The 22610-nt window shown below is 45.9% G+C and carries 12 protein-coding genes; 11 read left to right on the forward strand and 1 reads right to left on the reverse strand.

Features of this window, described 5'->3' with window-relative positions:
- Window positions 1-134 precede the first annotated feature (134 nt).
- The 11 genes from C5745_RS03360 to C5745_RS03410 all read left to right on the forward strand — a co-directional run bounded on the left by C5745_RS03360 (window position 135) and on the right by C5745_RS03410 (window position 21813).
- On the forward strand, window positions 135-1619 hold the full coding sequence (locus C5745_RS03360) for a glycoside hydrolase family 76 protein (RefSeq protein ID WP_105715552.1): 1485 nt from the start codon (window positions 135-137) through the stop codon (window positions 1617-1619).
- Between the two features lie 40 nt (window positions 1620-1659).
- Window positions 1660-3489: a carboxypeptidase-like regulatory domain-containing protein gene (locus C5745_RS03365; RefSeq protein WP_207795701.1), complete on the forward strand. Its 1830-nt coding sequence runs from the start codon at window positions 1660-1662 to the stop codon at window positions 3487-3489.
- Between the two features lie 18 nt (window positions 3490-3507).
- Window positions 3508-4953 carry a glycoside hydrolase family 76 protein gene (locus C5745_RS03370; protein ID WP_105715553.1) on the forward strand — a complete coding sequence of 482 codons (1446 nt, stop codon included), beginning with the start codon at window positions 3508-3510 and terminating at the stop codon, window positions 4951-4953.
- A gap of 28 nt (window positions 4954-4981) precedes the next feature.
- Window positions 4982-8161 carry a SusC/RagA family TonB-linked outer membrane protein gene (locus C5745_RS03375; protein ID WP_105715554.1) on the forward strand — a complete coding sequence of 1060 codons (3180 nt, stop codon included), beginning with the start codon at window positions 4982-4984 and terminating at the stop codon, window positions 8159-8161.
- Window positions 8162-8203: 42 nt separating this feature from the next.
- Window positions 8204-10264 (forward strand): RagB/SusD family nutrient uptake outer membrane protein, encoded by a 2061-nt coding sequence (locus C5745_RS03380; protein ID WP_105715631.1) that lies wholly within the window; start codon window positions 8204-8206, stop codon window positions 10262-10264.
- A gap of 61 nt (window positions 10265-10325) precedes the next feature.
- Entirely contained in the window at window positions 10326-11141 is an 816-nt protein-coding gene (locus tag C5745_RS03385; RefSeq protein WP_105715555.1) for a DUF3823 domain-containing protein, read from the forward strand.
- A gap of 34 nt (window positions 11142-11175) precedes the next feature.
- Window positions 11176-13356, forward strand: coding sequence for a hypothetical protein (locus C5745_RS03390; RefSeq protein ID WP_207795702.1), 2181 nt, complete (start codon window positions 11176-11178; stop codon window positions 13354-13356).
- Between the two features lie 59 nt (window positions 13357-13415).
- On the forward strand, window positions 13416-15713 hold the full coding sequence (locus C5745_RS03395) for a GH92 family glycosyl hydrolase (RefSeq protein WP_105715556.1): 2298 nt from the start codon (window positions 13416-13418) through the stop codon (window positions 15711-15713).
- A gap of 24 nt (window positions 15714-15737) precedes the next feature.
- Window positions 15738-18215 (forward strand): glutaminase family protein, encoded by a 2478-nt coding sequence (locus C5745_RS03400; RefSeq protein WP_243403236.1) that lies wholly within the window; start codon window positions 15738-15740, stop codon window positions 18213-18215.
- 107 nt (window positions 18216-18322) lie between these two features.
- Complete coding sequence (locus C5745_RS03405) at window positions 18323-20167, forward strand: glycoside hydrolase family 2 protein (RefSeq protein WP_105715557.1); 1845 nt, start codon at window positions 18323-18325, stop codon at window positions 20165-20167.
- Between the two features lie 161 nt (window positions 20168-20328).
- Complete coding sequence (locus tag C5745_RS03410) at window positions 20329-21813, forward strand: sulfatase (protein WP_243403237.1); 1485 nt, start codon at window positions 20329-20331, stop codon at window positions 21811-21813.
- A 17-nt stretch (window positions 21814-21830) separates the two neighbouring features.
- Here the strand turns inward: C5745_RS03410 and C5745_RS03415 are convergent, their stop codons facing one another.
- The gene (locus tag C5745_RS03415) at window positions 21831-22610 is read right to left on the reverse strand and encodes a response regulator transcription factor (protein ID WP_105715559.1); all 780 of its coding nucleotides are present in this window, start codon (window positions 22608-22610) and stop codon (window positions 21831-21833) included.

Below are 22610 nucleotides of genomic sequence, written 5' to 3' on the forward strand. Positions count from 1 at the left end.
AATGTTTTTGTTGACGGTTAAATCTCGTTTTTAACCCTAGTTTTAATCCGTATAATCCTATTTTGTGTATGAAAAACGTCGAAAGACCGTTTCACCAATTTTAAATTATTGTTATAAACTTAATCAATTCCGAAATGAAGAGTTTTATTTTCGCTGTTTATTGTACGATACTGTTAAGCTTAGCCTCGACAACTGTCGTTCTATCTGGATGTGCTAGCGGTCCGTCTTCCTCTTCTCCTGTCGAGGGGGACCGGGACCTGAAGGTAGACGATCCTAAGCTCTTAGCGGTCCAGAACGTGGAGCATGCTATGCGTTTGATCGATATAACGATAGCGCATTATTTCGAGCCGGAAACTTTCGAGATGCGACGTTTTTATAATCCTTTCACCAAGGCTAAATCTGACGAAAGAGCTTCTGTTTGGATGTATACTGCAGGCATAGAAGCCGTCAATGCCGTTCTCTTCGCCTTGGAAAAAGCGAGGGAAGCGGGAGAAAACAGCCTGTACAATAACCATCACAAACGTTACGTCCAGCTACTTGACAAGCTTTACGCAAATGCAGATTATTATTTGGGTACTTTTGAACTCGTTTCCTATACCCAGACAAAAGAATGGTCGGTGTATGCCGTAAATCGAGCCAACCGAAAAGGTCGAGCAAATGTGGCGGGGATACTGAATGTTTATGACGATCAAATGTGGCTGATCCGGGAATTGCTAGATTCCTATAGGCTGACCGGCAACGACGGGTACTTAGAAAAAGCCGAATACCTGACAGCCTATGTACTCGACGGATGGGATGTGACCCGTGATGAAAATGGGAAAGAAAACGGCGGCATCCCCTGGGGGCCGGGTTATACAACGAAGCATGCTTGTAGTAACGGGCCATTGATCAGCCCACTGGTTTGGCTACACGAAATCTATAAAGATAAGTCTGATAAAACCGAACATAGCTATATCGATGAACATGACCTTAAAACTCGTCGTACCGAGCAATTGGAAAAACAACAATACTATCTGGAATATGCACGGTCTATTTATGATTGGCAAAAGAAGAACTTGCTTAATAAAGATGGTGTGTATACCGATATGATGGGCGGTTGTGTCCCAAACTGCGATATACGCTACGAAGAGGTGGACGACGTACGGTACCGCGCAAATACACCCTTAACTGAGGCCGTAGGAGAGGCTTATACCTATAACAGCGGAACAATGTTGTCCGGCGCAGTGGATCTATACCGGGTCACAAGAGAAGATAGGTATGCAAGGGATGGCCAGGAGCTGGCGAAGAATAGTTTCACGCATTTCGCATCCCTAGGAAAAGACATTCCAGAATACTACAGTTTTGAAACGGAAGGATTTCGAAACTGGTTCAATGGTATTCTGCTACGTAGTTATCACGAGGCGGCAGTGCTGAATTCCGATATTGGCGATTATTTAACGGCCTTCCAACAGAATCTAGATTATGGTTTTGAGCACTTTAATCATAATGGTTTTCTTCCTACAAATTTGTTGAAAGGCTGGGGTGAAGAAAAAGCAGGGCACGGGGTAGAAGGCATGTTTATGTTTGCTTATGCAGCGCAATATGCCATTTTAGCGAAGCATCAACTAAAGGAGATCTAGAAATTAATCAAGCAATAAACCTATTTAAAATGAATGAAGTATGAAATTTAAAATCCAAATGAAAAACCTAAAAAAAGTATTCCACGTGACGCTGATCACGTTGACGGTCATGCTACATTTCGGCTGTGAGAAAGACCATGATTCAACGGACAACCGTCGTGGGCAGGTTATGGGTAAGGTGACGGATGTCGATGGTCAGCCCATTTCAGGCGTGAAAGTTACCCTTTCTGGCATCAATGAAGAAGATCAGATGACGACCAGCGGGAACGACGGGACGTATTCTTTTGATAACGTGACTTATAAGACACATGCGGTGACCTTTGAGAAAGATGGCTGGATGGCCGTGGGGTTAACAGTAACCGCAGCAGATTTTGAAGCTAGTGGGGCAGCTACCGTCAATGTGGATATGATAAGTGCTTCTGCGAGGATCATAGGAAGCGTAACGGATGCACTTCAGGCCGGCGAACCACTTTCAGGCGTTGCTGTGTCCATCGGTATGGTCGGCGGAACGGTTACGACCGATGCGGACGGAGCCTTTGTCATCCCTAATCTGATCGAAAATAATTATACCGTTACGTTTACTAAAAGCGGATACGTTTCCATCGTAAGAACGGTAGCACCAGTTGATTTTGTAGATGGCGTTGCTACCCTAAATATTCGAATGGGAAGTGAAGAACTTCTGCCCGGACTAACTGCTGTTGATCTGCAAAGCGCCGAGAAGTGGTATTATAACGAGTACCGCGGCGGGCGTAATGCGGATGCATATCCGCATTGGGACTGGGCATGTAACTATATGAGCACGTTGGACTTCAGAGGTGCATGGCAGGAGCAGAATGAAGGAACAACGTTGCAGATCCGAAACAACGGGGATGACCGAAATAACCCCGCTGATATGGATATGTTTGATTCGTTCGTCTACGGCAGTAAATTGATTACGGAAGACAACAAGATCCTGTCGCTGAGGCTTCAAACCCACAATGCAGACGCCTCTGCACCGACCTATTTTGGCATACAGGTCATTGATCTTAATGCTCAACAGCCGAAAGCGGAGAAAGTCGGCGAAACCCGGACATACGGCTCTGGAAGTTACGCAGATTTTGATTTTGACCTGAGTGCTTATGTAGATAAGGAAGTTATCATCGCCATTGGCATATATAGGCAATCGACTGGGGATTACTGGAAGCAATTGGTTTTGCGAGCAATCCGGTTTGCAGACAGAAAAGTGGAGAATTGGGACTGGCTTCCTGGAACCGAAGTTGTTGAAGGATGGAAGCTTTCCCAGCAAACCGTTAGTTCCACCATGCCGCACACCAAAAAGTCGTTTACCGGCATCAGCCCTACAAGTGGTAACCGGGATAATTATGTTGATGCATATCGCTCATGGAGGACAGTGGATCATATTGCCGCGCGATGGATGTTCATGCCGTTGAAAAAAGACCCAGAAGTATTTCCTTCGGAAGGGTATATCATTAAAACACGGAATACGCCGGAGGTAGACACCAAGGTACCCGAAGCATATCTTTATGCTAAATTCTCTGTCGCGTCGGGAAGCAACCGGCTGACTTTTAGTACCCGCAATTTCGGAAGCAACTTCACCTATTTTAAATTGACGGCGATTAAGAACGACGGCACGGTAACGCATCTTTCGCCGATATCAAATACGGCGCAGGAAGCATCGTCCGCGAGCGATGGCTGTTGGAGGTTCAAGCACGGTGACGGGGGAGCCAGTAACCCGGAAGGATACGCTTTATTTACGTATGATCTATCCGCATTCAATGGCTCCGATGTCACTTTAGTGCTCGGTGTATATAATGGTGAGGCAAATACCGGAGAGAATAAATTGGTATTGCACAATATTAGAATGGATTAACCAAATAAGTTTAATAAGATGAAAGGGAAAAAAAGTAAAATTATCGCGATGGGGAGCCTGCTATGCTTCTTCATTTATGCCTGTGATAAGGCCAATAGCGATGATGGGACAACACCGCCAGAGGAGACGAATCTCGCCACGAGATCGCTCACTCGCGCTATGGAGATTACAGATAATGCGCTTGAAGCCTATTTTACGGGAAGCGGAATGACGATGGCACGATATTACAATCCCTATACCGATCAGCGATCGAATGAGGTAGGAAGTGTATGGATGTATACAAGTGCTATCGAGGCCGTTACGGCAATTCTTCACGCTCTCGAAGCTGAAAAGGAACAGGGGGATGCTTCACGCTATGATGCTCACTTTAATAAGTACGAACAAGCGCTTATGAAGCTGTACGATGGGGTCGATTATTACTTGGGAACATTTACGCTTACCTCTTATACTGGTACTAATGAATGGACGGTGTACGGTGTAAACCGTGGCAATTCCAAAGGTGGTGCTCGGGTAGAGGGGATTGAGAACGTTTACGATGACCAAATGTGGCTGATTCGGGAATTCCTTGAAGCTTATAAAGTTACCAACAACGCGCTGTTTCTGGAAAAAGCGGAATACCTCACGGAATATGTTCTCGACGGTTGGGATTGTACCATCGATGAGAACGGAAAAGAGGTAGGTGGCATTTCGTGGGGGCCTGGATATGTTACCAAACATGCGTGTAGCAATGGTCCAATGATAAGCCCTTTAGTTTGGCTGCACGAACTCTACAAGGAGAAAAACGATGAGATCAGTCATCGTTATATCGACGAGACTGACCGAAGAACGAGAAAAGTGGTACAGATGAAGAAGAGTGATTATTATCTGCTATTCGCCAAGAAGATTTATGAATGGCAAAAAAGCTACCTTCTTCGGAACGACGGTGTATATGATGATATGATGGGAGGCTGCACGCCAGGATCTCCACAGTTGGAGCAAATCGGAGGAGTCGACTATCGTAGAGGAATTACATGCCGAGATAGGGTGGGACCGGCCATCACCTATAACAGCGGTACCATGTTGTCTGGAGCGGCTGATCTGTATCGCGTTACAGCGGATGATAAATACCGCGTAGACGGTACAGCCTTAGCAAACGCGACCTTCTCATACTTCGCAAAAAAAGGTGTCGACGTGCCGGATCATTATACATTCGACATCAGCGGATTTAGGAACTGGTTCAATGGCGTGTTAATGAGAGGGTACGTCGACTTTTACCCGTTGCATAATGAGACAGACAGTTACATTGATGTATTTCAGAAAAATCTGGATTACGCGTATGAACATTTTTTCTACAATGGCTTTTTGCCTACAAACTTGTTGGTGGGATGGAACCGTGATCGTGGTAAAAATAATACGGAGGGGATGTTCACTTTCGCTTTTGCAGCCGAATACGCGGTTTTGTCAAGATATGAACAAACAAAATAGCTAATCAATAGTGTTAAAAAGAACCTGTATGATCAAGAATTTAATTATGGAAATGAGAATATTTATGCAGACGATATGGATTGCATTTCTCCTGATTCCTGCAGTGTCGGCGGCACAAAATGTCGATGTGTCGGGGAGCGTAACCAACGCGGAGGGTCAACCGATCACTGGCGTATCCATACTCGTAAAAAGCTCCTCACCACAAATTGCAACCAGTACCGATGCCAAAGGGCAATATACCATTCAAGCACCGCAAGGGGCTGTATTACACTATTCCTTTGTGGGCTTCTTAAGTGCAGAAGAAACCGTCGGTACGCGAAGCCGCATAGACGTCGTCTTACAAACAGATGAGGCAGCGTTGGAAGAGGTCGTCGTCGTAGGATACGGTACGCAGCGAAAAGTAACACTGACCGGTGCGGTATCGGGAATAAAGGGTTCCGAAATGACGAAAACTAAAAACGAGAATCCGCAGAATATGCTCACTGGCCGTGTTCCCGGAGTAAGGGTTTGGCAACGCAGTGCCGAGCCAGGAAATTTCGCTGCTAACTTTGATATTAGAGGTTTAGGCAGCCCGTTAATTGTTATTGATGGGGTACCGCGGACTACAGCAGATTTTCAACGGCTTAATCCGAATGATATTGATGATATATCCGTATTGAAAGATGCCTCTGCTGCAATCTACGGAGTACGAGCTGCTAATGGCGTGGTCCTTGTGACGACCAAAAAAGGAACAAAAACAGGACGTACAAGCGTCTCGTTGAATAGCACCTATACCTTTCAGCGGCCCTCGGGATTGCCTGTGCTTGCCGATCCCTTCCAAACGATGACGATTGAAAATGAAAGAGCTCGGAATAATATTGGATCGCCTTTTGAGCTTATTTACCCAGAAAGCTGGTTTGAAGATTTTAGGACAGGGAAGAGACGTACAACAGACTGGACGTCCCTAATCTTTTCTGACTACGCACCTCAAACTCAGCAGGACTTGAGCATCACCGGCGGAGGAGATAAATCGCAATATTATGTCGGAGTAGGACACCTTTATCAAGAAGGCTTCTTCAAATCGGGCGATCTGAACTACCGCAAAGTGAATCTCCGTTCGAATATCAGCGCTGAAGTGACGAAGGGGTTGACCTTCGACCTGAATTTGAGTGGAATCGTGGATCAACGTAATAGTCCTTATTCGAGCTCGGCAGATATAATCAGAAACTACTGGCGGCAGGGCGTACTCGTTCCGGCGTATGCAGATCCGGAGAATACCATGCTCAACTATGAAGGATTGGATCTTGAAGAAAATACTGTGGCGAAGATGACCTCCGATATCTCGGGTTATCGTAAGACTGGTCAGAAACAGATTCAATCGTCTGCGAGCCTGAATTACGATTTCGGTGCGGTCAGTGATGTGCTGAATGGCCTTTCGGCAAAGGCATTGGTAAGTTACGATTACCGTATGGATAATAACGATATAAATCGGAGAGAGTATTATCAATATGCTTTCGACCAGATAACCGAAACGTATGTGCCTAAATTGTATAATCTCAGTACGCCTAACCAAATACGTCGGGAAATGTTTGATAAACAACAAGTGCTAGGGCAGTTCATTGCAAATTATAACAGGGAATTTAACAGCCTACATCAAGTAACTGGTATGTTGGGAGGGGAAGTGCAAAAGCAAACTGGCGATAATTTCTTTGCTCAACGTAATCTCGCTTTCGCTATGGATTATCTTTTTGGTGGTGTTGCGCAGGATCAGGTAGGTGGAATGAACAACTCCTTGAACGATATTTATGAAACAGCCAATGCCGCAGTTTTCGGGAGGGCGAACTATACCTTTGCCAATCGGTATATAGCGGAGGCACAATTCCGCTATGACGGTTCTTCGAAATTTCTCCCAGGCCGTCAATGGGGATTTTTTCCGTCCGCCTCAGTCGCCTGGCGTATATCCGAGGAACCATTTTTCAAGAATTGGGATAAGTTACAGTTCGTAAACCAGTTAAAGTTGCGTGCAAGTTACGGTGTATTGGGAGACGATGGTGCCCTTCAATATGACTGGGCTACCGGATATAATTATCCTGCAACATCTGATAATGCAGAAAAAGGATATTATGCACAGTACGCTCCCGGATATATGTTTGGAAACCAGTTTATCTATGGCGTTTCGACGCTTGCGCTTCCTAACCAATTGATTACATGGTACACGGCCAATACCTTAAATCTTGGTGTCGATTTTGAAGGATGGAACGGTCTTTTTGGCTTTGCGGTGGATTATTTTGAAAGGGAGCGAAAAGGGCTTTTTGCACGTCGGACAGGGGATCTTCCAACCGTTGTAGGAGCGACTGCTCCTCGGGAGAATCTCGATAGTGATAAGCATTTTGGGATGGATGTTGAAATTTCGCACAGAAATAAAATCGGTGATCTATCCTACCGGATAAAGGCAATCGGAACAATTACCCGTCAGAAACATCTGGTAGGCTCCGAGAAAGGGCCTTGGGGAAATTCATACGATAGATGGCGTAACGACAATCTCAATAACCGTTTTCAAGGAATGCAGTTTGGGTATCAGGGAATAGGACGTTATTCAGACTGGGATGATATCCGGAACTTTCCGATATATAAAGGTAATCAGACCCTGCCGGGTGATTATAAATACGAGGATTGGAATGGTGATGGCGAGATCAATGGATTAGACATGCGTCCACTCTTTTTTGACAACACGCCATGGTTGAACTTCAGTTTTAATTTTGACGCCAGTTACAAGAGCTTTGATTTGAGTTTCCTATTCCAAGGAACGGCCCTTGGCTCCATGCAGTATCTGGAACCACTTCGCGCAATTTGGGGAACCAATGGTGGAGGGGTACTTGAACAGTATTTAGACAGATGGCATACGGTTGATCCCCAGGCCGATCCTTGGGATCCTTCCCAAGAATGGATTAGTGGTTATTACGGTTTCACGGGTAACTATCCGTTGGAAACATCGACATTTAATCGTGTGAGCACGGCGTATCTGCGACTGAAAAGTATAGAGCTGGGATATACGTTGCCGAAATTCCGGCCTTCCTCAACGATGAACCTGCGGGTGTTTGCTAATGCTTATAACTTGTTTACAATAACAGGTGTAAAATTTGTAGATCCGGAGCATCCGGAGGACGAATTGGGACGGCTCTATCCGTTGAACAAAACAATTACCGCGGGTCTTTCCCTCGCCTTTTAATCCTTTTGTGTTATGGACCATATTAAGATAAAAAACAATCGCATGAAAAAAATATATCAGTTCACGCTGGCCATTTGTGTTTTATTTACCTCGTGTTCGAAATTTTTAGATATCCCGCCCAAAAGTATAGTCGGTGATGAAGACTTGTTTACCAGTGAATCGGGGATGGATGTTTACCTGGCAAGAATGTACAGTAATATGCCCTTCGAAGATTTCAAATACATGGCGCAATGGGGAGTTGAATTTAATGGATGGTTAGCAGCTATGGGTATTGAGGGAACCGGAGAGGCACTGAACCGTGATGGAATCAGTTCGGCCTTTACCAGTGAGCGAACGCCGTATTGGGGTAGGGCTATGACGCTTTTACGGGATGCTAACTATCTAATCGAAAATCTTCCGCTTCATAAAGATGCATTTCCCGAGATTACCTATAATCACTATTTAGGCGAAGCCTATTTCGTACGGGCATTCGTATTCAATGCGATGGCTAGAAGGTTTGGTGGGGTTCCTTTGGTGACCAAAGTAATGCAGTATCCAGCAGAGATTGCAGCACTAGAAGTACCACGCGCCAGCGAGGAAGAGACCTGGAATCAGGTGCTTGCCGATTTTAATCAGGCTGCTGAATTACTATCTCCTGAAAGTCCAAAGCGCGGCTATGCCAACAAGTATGTTGCTTTGGCATTTAAATCAGAAGCGATGCTTTACGCAGGAAGTGTAGCCAAGTATAATGAAACGGTACCCGGTCGTCTCACGGGGTTGGGGGAGAAAACCGGCGTCCGGGTTATTGGTTTTGCAGAGAATGCGTGGCAATCCGCATCGAAGAAATATTTCAAGGAGGCCTATCTTGCAGCCAGGGAGATTATGAACGATGGAAAGTATGCGCTTTATAAGAAGAAATGGGCAGCAAATGATCGGGAAGCCCAATATCAGAATATGGTCGACATGTTCAGTGATTCGGAAAGTCCGGAAAACATCTATGTAAAGGAATACACTTTTCCTATCGCCACACATGGATATGATGCATACAGTGCACCTTTTATTTTTAAAGCACCGTTAGCGTCAGGAACCTGTCCTACACTCGACTTTATGGAACTTTTCGAAGGCTTCGACCGCTACCCGGATGGTACAATCAAGGTGACGACTGGTAATTCCAACACACAGGGAGAGTATCTAATGTATGACTCTCCTATGGAATTTTTTGAAAATGCTGAACCACGACTGCGTGCATATGTCATTTTCCCGGGAGACCGATTCAAAGGTACAGACATTGAAATTCGGGCAGGTGTTTATACCGGTTCCAATCCTATACAGCCGTTTTTTAATGATTATTCCTATCAAGCGGCTGAAACCCGGTATCAGAACCTGAATGCTTATCGAGCTAACCCTAAAATGCTGTACCTGAGCCCTCGGGAAGGAAACGCGCAAGAATTGGTTGATTACAACGGGACACAAATAACGGCTGCGGGTGCGAACGGTCCATTCTACGACAACGGCGAAGGGAACCTGACCGGTCTTTATGGAAGAAAATGGTTAAACCCCGATCCATCTTTCGTAGCAGCAGAAGGTAGATCTGATCAGCACTTTGTGTTAATGCGTTACGCCGAAGTACTTTTGAATGCGGCGGAAGCTGCCGTTGAGCTATCACTCGCAGGGGAGGGATCTCCTGACGGTTCGGACTTGATGCAGGTGGCCACGCAAGCGGTTAATGAGATCAGGGAGAGAGCCGGGGCGTCACTGCTTGCCAGTACAATTACAGCGACGGAAAATGGCCGTAATATCGTACGAAAAGAACGGCGTAAAGAACTTGCTTTAGAGCACAAATCCAAATGGGATATTCGGAGATGGAGAGTGCAGCATTACGAAGGAAGGAATGGCTTCTGGGGTGAAAACCGGAATAGAGATGCCTTCAGTAACAATACACGTTATCGTTTCCGCGGGCTTTACCCTTTCTTTTCTACCAGTAGTGGAAAGTATTTTTTCGATGCACGATTCCAATGGGTTAGTTTAAAAACATTTGAATACAATATCATCGACTACTATTTTGCTATTCCTGGAGGAGAAGTCGCAAAGAGCGCCGTGATAGACCAGCAACCGAATAGGTAATGATTAGGGAACAGTAGGTAGAAGTAAATTAATTGAGTAAGGAAAATATAAAAATAAACAGATGAAAAAGACAAGCATTTTTATATCGTTGGCGTCTCTTTTCTTTTTGGCATCTTGCAGTATGTTTGAGCTAGATAATTATCCAGCTCCAGCCGAAACACTGCAAGGCGAAGTGGTTGATGTGGCTACTGGGGATCCGGTGCTGACAGATCAGGGAAGTGAAGGGATCCGGGTGCGTCTCATAGAGACCAGTTGGGGCGATAATGTTACGCCTAATCCAGATTTTTTCTGTAAACCCGATGGGACGTTCCAAAATACAAAAGTTTTTAAAGGAAGGTATAACGTCCAGGTCGACGGCCCGTTCATTCCTTTATTGCGAGAGGATGAGCGTGGTGTCCCAATCGCTGATGAAACAAAAGACATCGATATAGAGGATGTGACACAGGTTCGGTTCGAAGTGCAACCATTCCTTAAAGTAGAATGGGTGGATGAACCTCGGGTAATCAACGGCAAGGTTCAAGCAAAAGTGCGAGTCACTAGAGCGGTTTCGGAAGAAGAATTTCGCGCAAAGATAGAGCCCATGGGCGGGTATAGCAATAGCTTTCAAAACGTAACGGACATTCAATTGTTTGTAAGCTATTCTTCTACGGTAGGCTACCGTGCCCGGGATGAACGGTGGTCGAATGAGATTTTATACACAGGATCATCGTTTAACAGCCTGTTCGGCGAGACTATTACGATTGAGTCAAACGGCACGATCCCTTCTGGGCGTATCGTTTTTATTCGTGCAGCAGCCCGGATTAATTACGATACACCGGCTGGGAGTGGGACAAGACGCTGGAATTATACAGATGCAAAAGAGGTATTCGTCAACTAGCAACGAATGATTAGTTAAACAATTTATATTATAAATGACAGATTGGAAAGTACGCATAGGCGCGTGTTGTTTGCTTGCATTCAGCACGCCAGTCCTTGCCCAAAATACAGCAGAACAGACCAAAACGACCTTTCAGACTTCTCGAGAGTGGCGTCCTACCATCGATAATCGGGCGGATGCGGTCATGATCTACGGTGTAGGTGGGAATCCATCGGATAAACACAAGCGGGTGCCGTTCCCTGAACGGGTGAAATCCTGGAAAGATAGAGGATATACCATCCATTTCATGACAGGCATTGCCTGGGGGGAGTATCAGGATTACTTTACGGGACAATGGGATGGTAAGTGGCACCTAGACGAAGGACAGGTAACCCAGGATCAAGACACGATTTGGCACGGACATATGGTCCCCTATATTGTGCCCACAGACAACTTTCTAAAATACCTAAAGGAGAAACATGTGAAACCGGTCATCGACGCCGGAATCGATGCCATATTTATGGAAGAGCCGGAATTCTGGGCACGAGGGGGATATAGTGAGGCGTTTAAGCGGGAATGGAAAAAATATTACGGTTTTGACTGGCGACCCCAGCATGAGTCGCCGGAGAATACCTACCTTTCTAACAAGCTAAAGTATCAACTCTACTACAAGGCGCTGAATGACGTGTTTACCTTTGCCAAAGAATACGGGAAATCCAAAGGTATGGACGTGAAATGTTACGTGCCTACCCATTCACTTGTTAACTATGCGCAATGGATGATCGTCTCGCCGGAGGCTAGTTTGGCTTCTCTGCCTGTTGTGGACGGTTATATCGCTCAGGTTTGGACAGGCACGTCGCGTGAGCCGAACTATTTCAACGGAAAGGAAAAAGAACGTGTTTTCGAGACGGCATACCTCGAGTATGGGTCGATGGAATCGATGACGGCGCCAACAGGCAGGAAGATGTTCTTTCTGACAGACCCGATTGAGGATCGTGCCAAGGATTGGGTGGACTATAAGACCAACTACCAGGCTACGTTTGTTGCCCAGTTGTTGTATCCCAATATTGCTGATTACGAGGTTATGCCTTGGCCGGAACGGATTTACGAGGGATTCTATCGTACTGATCCGAACAGCGACCGGAAAGAACGTATCCCACGACACTATTCTACACAAATGCAGGTGATGATTAATTCATTGAACCAGATGCCGTTGAGCGAGCATAAACTTTCTGGTAGCGAAGGTGTCTCGGTACTGATGGCGAATTCCCTGATGTTTCAGCGTTTTCCTACGCACGAAGGGTATGACGATCCGCAATTGGCAAACTTTTACGGGCTTGCTCTTCCTTTCCTCAAACGTGGTGTGCCGGTAAAGACGGTACACATCGAGAATTTAGGTTACGCGGAGGCGTTGGCGGATACAAAGGTCTTGCTGATGACTTATGCGAATATGAAGCCGCTTGACCAGATAGCCCATGACCAGTTGGCAGCTTGGGTAAAAGCTGGAGGGCAACTAGTTTACAGTGGTACGGACCGCGACCCATTCCAAAGCGTTCAGGAATGGTGGAATACGGCGGGAAACCGCTACAGGGCGCCCGCGGATCATCTATTTGAAAAAATGGGCATTGACCCGGGAGCTCGGGAAGGTCTTTATGCCTATGGTACGGGTTCGGTACAGATTATCCGTACGGATCCGAAAGAGTATGCTATGCGAGCCAATGCCAGCGAAGACCTGGTCAGCGTTGTGCAGGAGCGCTACCGAGCTGCGGGAGGAACGTTGGCTTTTAAAAATAATTTCTACCTGCAGCGGGGGCCATTCGAACTGGTTGCCGTAATGGATGAAAGTGTCAGTGACGAGCATTTCACCATCAGCGGCACGCTAATCGACTTGTTCGATCCCAAACTTCCGGTATATCCGGCACGGACGATTGCTCCCGGTGAGCAGGGATATTTTATGAACGTCGATCTCGTTAAGAACAAACAGCAGCCGCAGGTATTGGCCGCCGCCTATCGTACCTACGAGGAGGCGACCACCAAAAACAGTTATTCCTATGTAGCGAAAAGCCCGATAGAAACAACGGGCATTTCAAGAGTGCTTCTTCCGCGGCAACCGCAGAGCGTAAAAGTCAACGGACAGGAGGTCTTTAATCTACAAGACTGGGATAATAAATCGGGAACCTACCTTTTAGGGTTTGAAAATGATCCCGATGGTGTAAAAGTCGTGTTTGGATGGTAAGATGCAAGGCATTTATGCGTATTAAATAATATTAATAATAGACGAATAGTTATATACATATGAAACAAACTTTTTTTTCCCTGTTAACCCTATTGTGCATGGCGAGCATGCAAAAAGTTGCCGCGCAGTCAGCCGAACCAGTAGACTACGTAAGCCCCCTAGTAGGAACCCTATCCAAATTTGAGCTTTCAACAGGAAATACTTATCCCGCTATCGCCCGTCCCTGGGGTATGAACTTTTGGACTCCGCAGACCGGTAATATGGGAGATGGATGGATTTACACGTATACCGCAGACAAGATTAAAGGTTTTAAACAAACACACCAGCCCAGCCCTTGGAATAACGATTATGGACAGTTTTCGTTGATGCCTATAACGGGGAAACCGGTATTTGACCAAGATGAGCGAGCCAGTTGGTTCTCACATAAAGCGGAGATTGCAAAGCCATACTATTATAGCGTATTCCTTGCGGATCACGATGTTACGACAGAATTCAGCCCGTCACAACGGGCCGTCGTCTTCAAGTTTACGTTTCCGAAGACCGATAGTGCGTATGTTGTAATCGACGCTTTTGACAAAGGTTCTTTTATCAAACTTATACCAGAAGAAAATAAGATTATCGGATATAATACCCGCAATAGCGGTGGAACGCCGGAAAACTTTAAGAATTACTTTATTATTGAGTTTGATCAGCCGATGGACAGCCATTTTGTGGTGAACAACGGAAGCATCAAGGCCGAAGGCTTGGATGTCACGACGGATCATGCTGGAGCAATTGTCGGGTTCAAAGGATTGAAAAAAGGACAACAGATAACAGCCCGCGTGGCATCGTCGTTTATCAGTTTTGAGCAGGCGTCACTGAATTTGAACGAGGTGCGTGGCAAGTCGTTGGAAGCAGTTGCTGATGAAGGACGCAACCAGTGGAACGAGGTGTTGGGACGTGTGCGTATTAAAGATCAGGATATCGATCGCCTCCGCACCTTTTACTCATGTTTGTACCGTTCCACACTTTTTCCGCGGGATCTTTCGGAAATAGACGCCGCAGGAAACCGGGTGCACTATAGTCCCTATAACGGACAAGTGTTGCCTGGCGAGATGTTTACCGACACCGGGTTTTGGGATACGTTCCGCAGTCTTTTCCCGTTATTGAATTTGCTTTATCCATCCATGAACGACCGTATGCAGGAAGGGCTGGTTAACGCTTATAAAGAAAGTGGCTTTCTGCCGGAATGGGCATCGCCAGGACACCGTGCTTCTATGATTGGAAACAATTCGGCTTCTGTTGTGGCAGATGCTTTTCTTACTGGCAGGACAGGGTACGATCCGATGGTGTTATGGGAGGCTGTACAATGGGGCGCGAATAATGTACATCCGAAGAATACCTCTACGGGAAGATACGGACATGAACTTTATAATACACTGGGATACATACCGGCAGATGCAGGTATTTCACAGAATGCGGCCCGGACATTAGAATATGCATACAACGATTGGTGCATCTATCAGTTTGGCAAGGCTTTGGGGCGGCCGGCTGAGGAGATAGATATATACGCCAAAAGAGCCCTGAACTATAAGAACCTCTATGATCCTTCAACAAAGCTTATGCGCGGAAAGAATAAAAATGGGTCATTTATCGCGAAATTCGATCCAAGCGCGTGGTCCGAGGAGTTTACTGAAGGTAATTCATGGCACTGGAGCTTCTGTGTATTTCATGATCCACAAGGGTTGATTGACTTAATGGGAGGTAATGAAGCATTTACCGGCATGTTAGATACTGTCTTTTTGGTACCTAGTCTGGAAGGGATGACAAGCCGAGGCATGATTCACGAAATGCGGGAGATGCAGATCATGAATATGGGGCAATATGCACATGGTAACCAACCTATACAACATATGCCCTATCTTTATAATTATTCAGCCTCTCCGTGGAAAGCACAGTATTGGGTACGGGAGATTATGGATAAACTCTACTCCGCAGCTCCCGATGGCTACTGTGGAGACGAGGACAACGGGCAGACGTCTGCCTGGTATGTATTTTCATCAATGGGTTTTTATCCCGTCGCGCCGGGATCGGGAGAATATGTGTTGGGATCGCCTCAATTTGAGGAAATGAGGCTGCAATTGGAAAATGGAAAAACGGTCGTTATCTCAGCGGAAAACCAGTCAAAAGAAAACGTATACGTCGATCAATTGCGTGTAAATGGAAAAAAATATACAGCTAATTTTTTGCGCATAGCAGATTTGTATAAAGGGGCTAAGTTGAAGTTCAGCATGTCTGCGCAACCCAATCTATCCCGGGGTATAGCAACAGAAGATAAACCGTATTCTTTTACGGACGAATTAAGGGACAAAAAGTAAAATTGTAAACTATAAGAGAACAATATGTTGAACGTTCAAAATTTTATAAATAATGGGAAACACGTTGGCATGGGGTTAGTTATCTTTGTTTTGTCCTTATTAACAACCCATGGACAGGTTAACCATGCTCGGAAGGCTCCTGCTTATCCGTTGATAACACATAATCCAAATTTCAGTATTTGGTCTACAAGTGATGTGTTGACGGATAAGGCGACAGAACATTGGACTGGCGCTACACATGGTTTGACCGGGTATTTGGAGGTGGATGGTACGCTATATCGCTTTATGGGTAAGGAGGCGCCACGTTACAAAACCATTATCCCTGAAACCATCGAGAATCGGAAGCCTCTCGTGAAGTATATGGAGACACAAGCGGAAGGGTGGAATGTTTCGGACTTTAATGATACGGATTGGCGAGAAGGCGTGTTGCCCATATCGGATAATAAAGCCATATCAGGTACTTTTTGGGAATCAGATGCTATCTGGGTAAGACGGGAGTTCTCTCTGGATAAGATCGATGAAAACGAACCGCTCTTCCTGAAATTACATCATGATGATAACGTGGAAGTGTATCTAAATGGAACCCTTGTATTCAAACGAGAAGGTTGGAACCATGGTTTCGAATACTTTGATATATCGTCTAAAGCGAAAGGGATTCTACGAAAAGGAAAAAATGTGCTCGCGATCCAGCTGAAAAATACGGCAGGTGGCCGTTTTTTAGATTTTGATCTGGTAAATAGTATAGCATCCGATAAGAGCGACATAGCTGTTGCGAAGCAAACATCGATAGAAATCGATCCTACCCAAACGACTTATACGTTTGCTACCGGTACGGTGGGATTGAAGGTTATCTTCACTTCGCCCCTTTTAATGGATAATCTTGATCTCCTTGCACGGCCTGTTTCCTATATCTCCTATGAGGTGGTGGCTACCGATGGGAAGCAGCACGACGTTACCATACATCAGGAAGTTTCTTCCGATATAGCGGTGTATATGCCAGACCAACAAGAGGTGGAAGCATCGGCCTATCAAGACGGAGAATTATCTGTTCTAAAAACAGGTACGGTGGAGCAACCGATATTGCAAAAGGCTGCCGATGATATGCGCATCGATTGGGGATATTTGTATGTCGTCGCACCCTCGGGTAACGGTGTCAGACAATATATATCAGGGGCCGCCGACGACAAGAAAGAGCGTTCCTATCGGGGCAAATCGCTGTCTCTGCATACCGAAATTTCCTTAGGTTCTGTAGGAGGTGCTCCGGTGCAGCGTTTTCTAACCATCGGGTACGATGAAGTATATGCTATTCAGTATTTTAACGAAGATTTACGCCCTTGGTGGAACAGAAATGCTGACCGCTCTTTCGAGACGGAGTTACACGCTGCAGTGAGAGACTATGGAAGATTAATGCAAGAGTGTACGGATTTTGATAAAACATTGCGGCGTCAGGCAGAACAGGCAGGCGGAGAAAAATATGCACATCTTTGCGTTCTGGCCTACCGACAGAGTATCGCCGCGCATACCTTGGTCGAGAGTCCGAAAAAGGAAGTCTTGTGGCTTTCCAAAGAGAATAACAGTGGTGGGTTTATTAATACGGTGGATGTCACCTATCCGTCGTCGCCATTATACTTAATATATAACCCCGTCTTGTTACAGGGGATGCTAAATGGTATTTTCTATTTCAGTGAAAGTGGAAAGTACCCACATCCTTGGGCAGCGCATGATTTGGGGACTTATCCTTTAGCTAACGGGCAGCGTTATGGAGAGCCAATGCCAGTGGAAGAGTCGGGAAATATGCTGATTATGACGGCTGCTATAGTCCACGCCCAGGGGAATGCAGCGTATGCAGAAGAACATTGGACGGTTTTGACAAAATGGGTAGATTATTTGGTAAAAGAGGGATTAGATCCGAAGACGCAGCTCTGTACCGACGATTTTGCGGGTCATCTTGCACGTAACGCTAACCTTTCTATCAAAGCCATCATGGGCATAGCCAGTTATGCGAGGCTAGCTGATATGTTGGACTTGAAGGATGTCGCCTTAAAATATCAAAGAATTGCAGAAGAGATGGTACCCAAATGGATGGCGTTGGCGGATGCGGGAGATCACTACGCGTTAACATTTGATGACCCGAACACTTGGAGTCAAAAATACAACCTAATTTGGGACAAGGTTTTGGATTTTGGCTTATTCCCGAAAGAGGTGATAGAAAAAGAGCTTACTTATTATATTCCACGCATGAATCGTTATGGCTTGCCATTGGATAGCCGGAAAAATTATACCAAAAATGATTGGATATTGTGGACGGCGACCTTGGCAGACGACCAGCCGACCTTTGAGAAATTCATAGAACCCGTGTTTCGGCATGCTTTAGAAACACCATCACGTGTGCCGTTGAACGATTTTTATGACACGACCAATGGTATTCGGGAGAATTTCAAGGCGCGAAGTGTCGTAGGAGGTTTTTATATCAAGTTGCTGGCTGAAAAATGGGGCAGATAATGGACATTGAGACGATTTGACGCTCTTTTGAACAGAAAGGTCAAGGTTTTGTTTGCTTTATATTGCATTTTTGGAATATAGACCGGGAAATCAAAATAGAAACAATAATGAAGAGACTTTTTGCATTTGCATGCTTAGTTACAACCAGTTGGTTCGCTGTACAAGCGCAAGATTGGAAACCAGCAGGAGACAAAATTTTAACCACTTGGGGGGAACAGCTGGATCCAAAGAATCCACACCCCGAATACCCAAGACCGCAATTGGAACGAAAGGACAATTGGAAAAGTTTAAATGGGTTATGGAAGTATACCGTTGTAGATAAATCCGTTTCCGAAAAGCCGACATCCTGGGAAGGCGATATATTAGTCCCTTTTGCAATCGAATCCGCCTTATCCGGTGTGGGGAAAGAAGTTGGGAAAGAGAACGCCTTGTGGTATAGCAGGACGATATCGGTACCTAAAACACTTCGTAAAGGACGCACCCTACTGCATTTTGGCGCGGTAGACTGGCAATGCGACGTCTATGTGAACGGGCAACATATCGGCCAACACGAGGGTGGTTTCGATCCATTCTCTTTTGATATTACAGCGGTGTTGAAAAAAGGTGCAGATCAAGAAATTGTCGTACGCGTTTGGGATCCGACAAGTGATGGACCCCAACCGCGTGGCAAGCAGATTAATAATCCCCATGGAATCTGGTATACGCCAGTAACAGGGATATGGCAGACGGTTTGGTTGGAATCTGTGCCGGAAACTTATATTCTTGCAACAAGGCAAACCCCTGATGTAGATGCGTCTACCCTGACTGTGTCTGCAAACGTTGACGGAGCACAAGCAGGCGACCAATTAGTTTTAGAAGCTTACGATGGCACACAAAAGATTGCAGATGCTTCTGTTGCTATAGGTTCGGAAGCTAAATTGAAGGTGTCGAATCCCACACTGTGGAGTCCAGATAATCCAAAATTATACGACCTAGTTGTCAAAATTGTGCGCAAAGGAAAAGTGGTCGATGAAGCCAAGAGTTATTTTGCGATGCGCAAAATAAGCATGGAAAAAGGCAGCGATGGTATTCAGCGCATGTATTTGAATGACGAATTTGTATTCCATTATGGTCCACTGGACCAGGGCTGGTGGCCAGACGGTCTACACACAGCGCCTAGTGATGAGGCATTGAAATTTGATGTAATCAAAACGAAGGAAATGGGTTTTAACATGATCCGTAAGCACATCAAAGTAGAGCCTGCGCGTTGGTATCGTCACTGTGACAGCGTTGGCATTTTGGTCTGGCAAGATATGCCGAGTGGTGATCTTGGCGGAAATATCTGGGACATGCAGCCCGGTAAAATCTCCAATGGTGTTCATGATAAGGATCGTACTCCTGAATCTGAGGCAATCTATAGAAAGGAGTGGAAAGAAATTATGGACGCACTGCACAATTTTCCGAGTATTGTCGTGTGGGTTCCTTTCAATGAAGCATGGGGCCAGTTTAAAACAAAAGAAATTACGGAATGGACAATGGACTATGACCCATCGCGGTTAGTGAACAGTGCCAGTGGAGGTAATTTCGCCTTTATCGGACATATATTGGATATCCATAACTACCCCGGTGCGGCTATGCCTGATCCGAATCTTTTTGGTGACAAATTTGTATTGGCTTTGGGCGAATTTGGGGGCTTAGGGTTACCGGTGGAAGGTCATACATGGCAAGAGAAAGATAATTGGGGTTACCAATCTTTCAAGAGTAAAGAAGAACTTAAGGAACGTTATCAAGAACTGGTAAACGATTTAGATGCCCTGATCAAGCGAGGTTTATCAGCAGGTGTTTACACGCAGACAACGGACGTTGAGGTGGAAACTAATGGCTTGATGACCTATGATCGGAAAGTGATTAAAATTCCGGAAGCGGAGCTTAAAAAGATGCATGAAGTGCTATACCAGCATGTTGTTCGGTAGGTAGGGTATTTTCCTGACTTTCTATATCCTAGCGAGTCAGGAACAGCTCCATATTATTTTGGCAGCCACAATTGAGGGCCGTAAGTAATCCGCCGGTTGGCCGAGGTATCCGGTACGATTGAAAAAAATAGGAAAGAACAGGAAAAGGTAATTAAAGCGGGGTGAACAGGAAAGTTTATTTTTTAATAGCGGCATCGATGGTGTTGTCACTTCTTCTCGGGGCACAAGAGAAGAAGCCTAATATCCTGTTCATTCTTGTCGATGACTTGCGCCCGGCTATAGGGGCGTACGGAGATTCTGTAGCAATTACTCCGAACATGGACAAACTGGCAGCACAAGGCTTCCGGTTTGAGCAAGCGTATTCCAACCAAGCGGTTTGTGCGCCATCACGGTTTAACCTCTTATTGGGTAGCAGGTCTACCTCGTCTGGGATTTACGGTTTCGGACAAAATTTCCGAGACTATTATCCAGATGCCGTGACATTGCCGCAATATTTCAAGCAGCACGGCTACCACACCGAATCCATGGGTAAGGTGTTTCATATTGGTCATGGTACATACGCAGATGAACAGTCTTGGAGTGTACCACACCACAAGGAGCTGGTCATCGAGTACGTTGATTCAGCTAGCAAAGCGTTGGGGTTCACACGCGAAGAAGCACTCTTTTCGAATCAGGAAGCGCGAGGATTGCCCCGTGGGTTCGCTTGGGAGTCACCTGACGTTGCCGACGACGCCTATGCAGATGGTCGTGTCGCGCAGCGGGCGGTTGATCGCCTCCGGGAATTGAAATCTCAACCAAACCAGCCGTTTTTCTTGGCCGTAGGTTTCGCCCGGCCGCACCTACCGTTTTCTGTGCCTGAGAAATACTGGGCGCTGTATGAAGAATCGAAATTACCATTACCTAGGCATAGCGTCCGACCGGAAGGAACGCCCTCATATGCAGTGAAATACGGCGTAGAGATCGATCAGTATGTCCCCATTCCGGAAAGAGTTACGGAAGCAGCCTTCCCGGACAGCCTTACCCGTAAGTTGATACACGGCTATTACGCCGGCGTCAGTTATGTAGACACTCAGGTAGGCAAGGTGCTGGATGAGCTTAGTGCGCTTGGCCTCGATGAAAATACGATCGTCGTACTCTGGGGCGATCATGGCTATATGCTCGGTGATATGGGCATGTGGACGAAGCACGTCAATTACGAGTTGGCGAACCATATACCATTGATTATCGCTGCACCGAGCATGGTACAGCCCGGTACGCATACCGCGCAGCTGACCGAGACGGTCGATATCTACCCCACGTTGGTGGAACTTGCTGGATTGCCGGCTCCGAAGGTGCCGCAGCCGTTGGACGGTTTGAGCATGGTACCCGTACTCAAGGATCCCGAAGCTCGTGTCCGGGATCATGCCTATCATAGTTTTCCCAGAGGAGGACGATTGGGACGGGCTATCCGTACCGACCGCTATCGGATGGTGGAATGGAAGAAAATCGGGCAAACCACCGGAACGGTGGAATATGAGTTATACGATTATCAGCATGGACTGCGCGAAGTCGAAAATATCGCTAAAGAAAGGCAGGATGTGCTTAAGGCGCTTCAGGCCATTCTGGCGCGACACCCGGCACCGATGCGAGAGCGTGGTGCCCCATAGCCCTTTTGCCCCTCCCGTTATTTATGCTTTGCCGCGTAGTCTTTTGGGCTTATCCCGAATTGTTTTTGGAAATTTCGGGAAAAATGCGAGGCGGTGCTGAAACCAAGTAGGTTAGCAATCTCATAAACCTTATGTTCGCCGTCTATTAGTAATTGAGTGGCTTTATTTAATCGCGTTAGGTTTATAAGCTCATTCGGAGATAAATCGGATAATACCTTTATTTTCCGATAGAGCGTCGGTCTGCTCATATGCAATCGATCAGCCAGCATATCTACACAGAGCGCAGGATCGGCCATGTTTTCTAAAATCAGTTTATTGAGTTTTTTTAAGAAGACTTGGTCGGATTTGTTGTGTCCGCTGATATCCAAGGGGCTACTAGGGGTTCGTTGGAAATGATCTTTTACATGCTTTCTATTACGTAGTAGACTTGCTATTTGGGCCTCTAGAAAGTTGGGCGAAAAGGGTTTCTCAATATAGGCATCCGCTCCATATTCCAACCCTTCTATTTTTGATTGCAGACTATTCTTCGCCGTCAACATAATAAAAGGTATATGGCTGTACTTCTCATCGTCTTTCAGTTTAGTACAGAATTCATAGCCGTTTAACTGCGGCATCATAATGTCGCTGACGATCAGGTCCACGTCATGTGCATACACGTATTCCAAAGCCTCTTGTCCATTAAGCGCTTTGACGACCTCATACTTCTCCTCTAAGTCATCCGCTATAAAATCCAAGATGTCCACGTGGTCATCAGCTAACAAAATAACGGACTTTTCTATTCCCAAATCGATATGCAT

Source organism: Sphingobacterium haloxyli (genome assembly GCF_002980525.1).
Taxonomy (GTDB): Bacteria; Bacteroidota; Bacteroidia; order Sphingobacteriales; family Sphingobacteriaceae; genus Sphingobacterium; species Sphingobacterium haloxyli.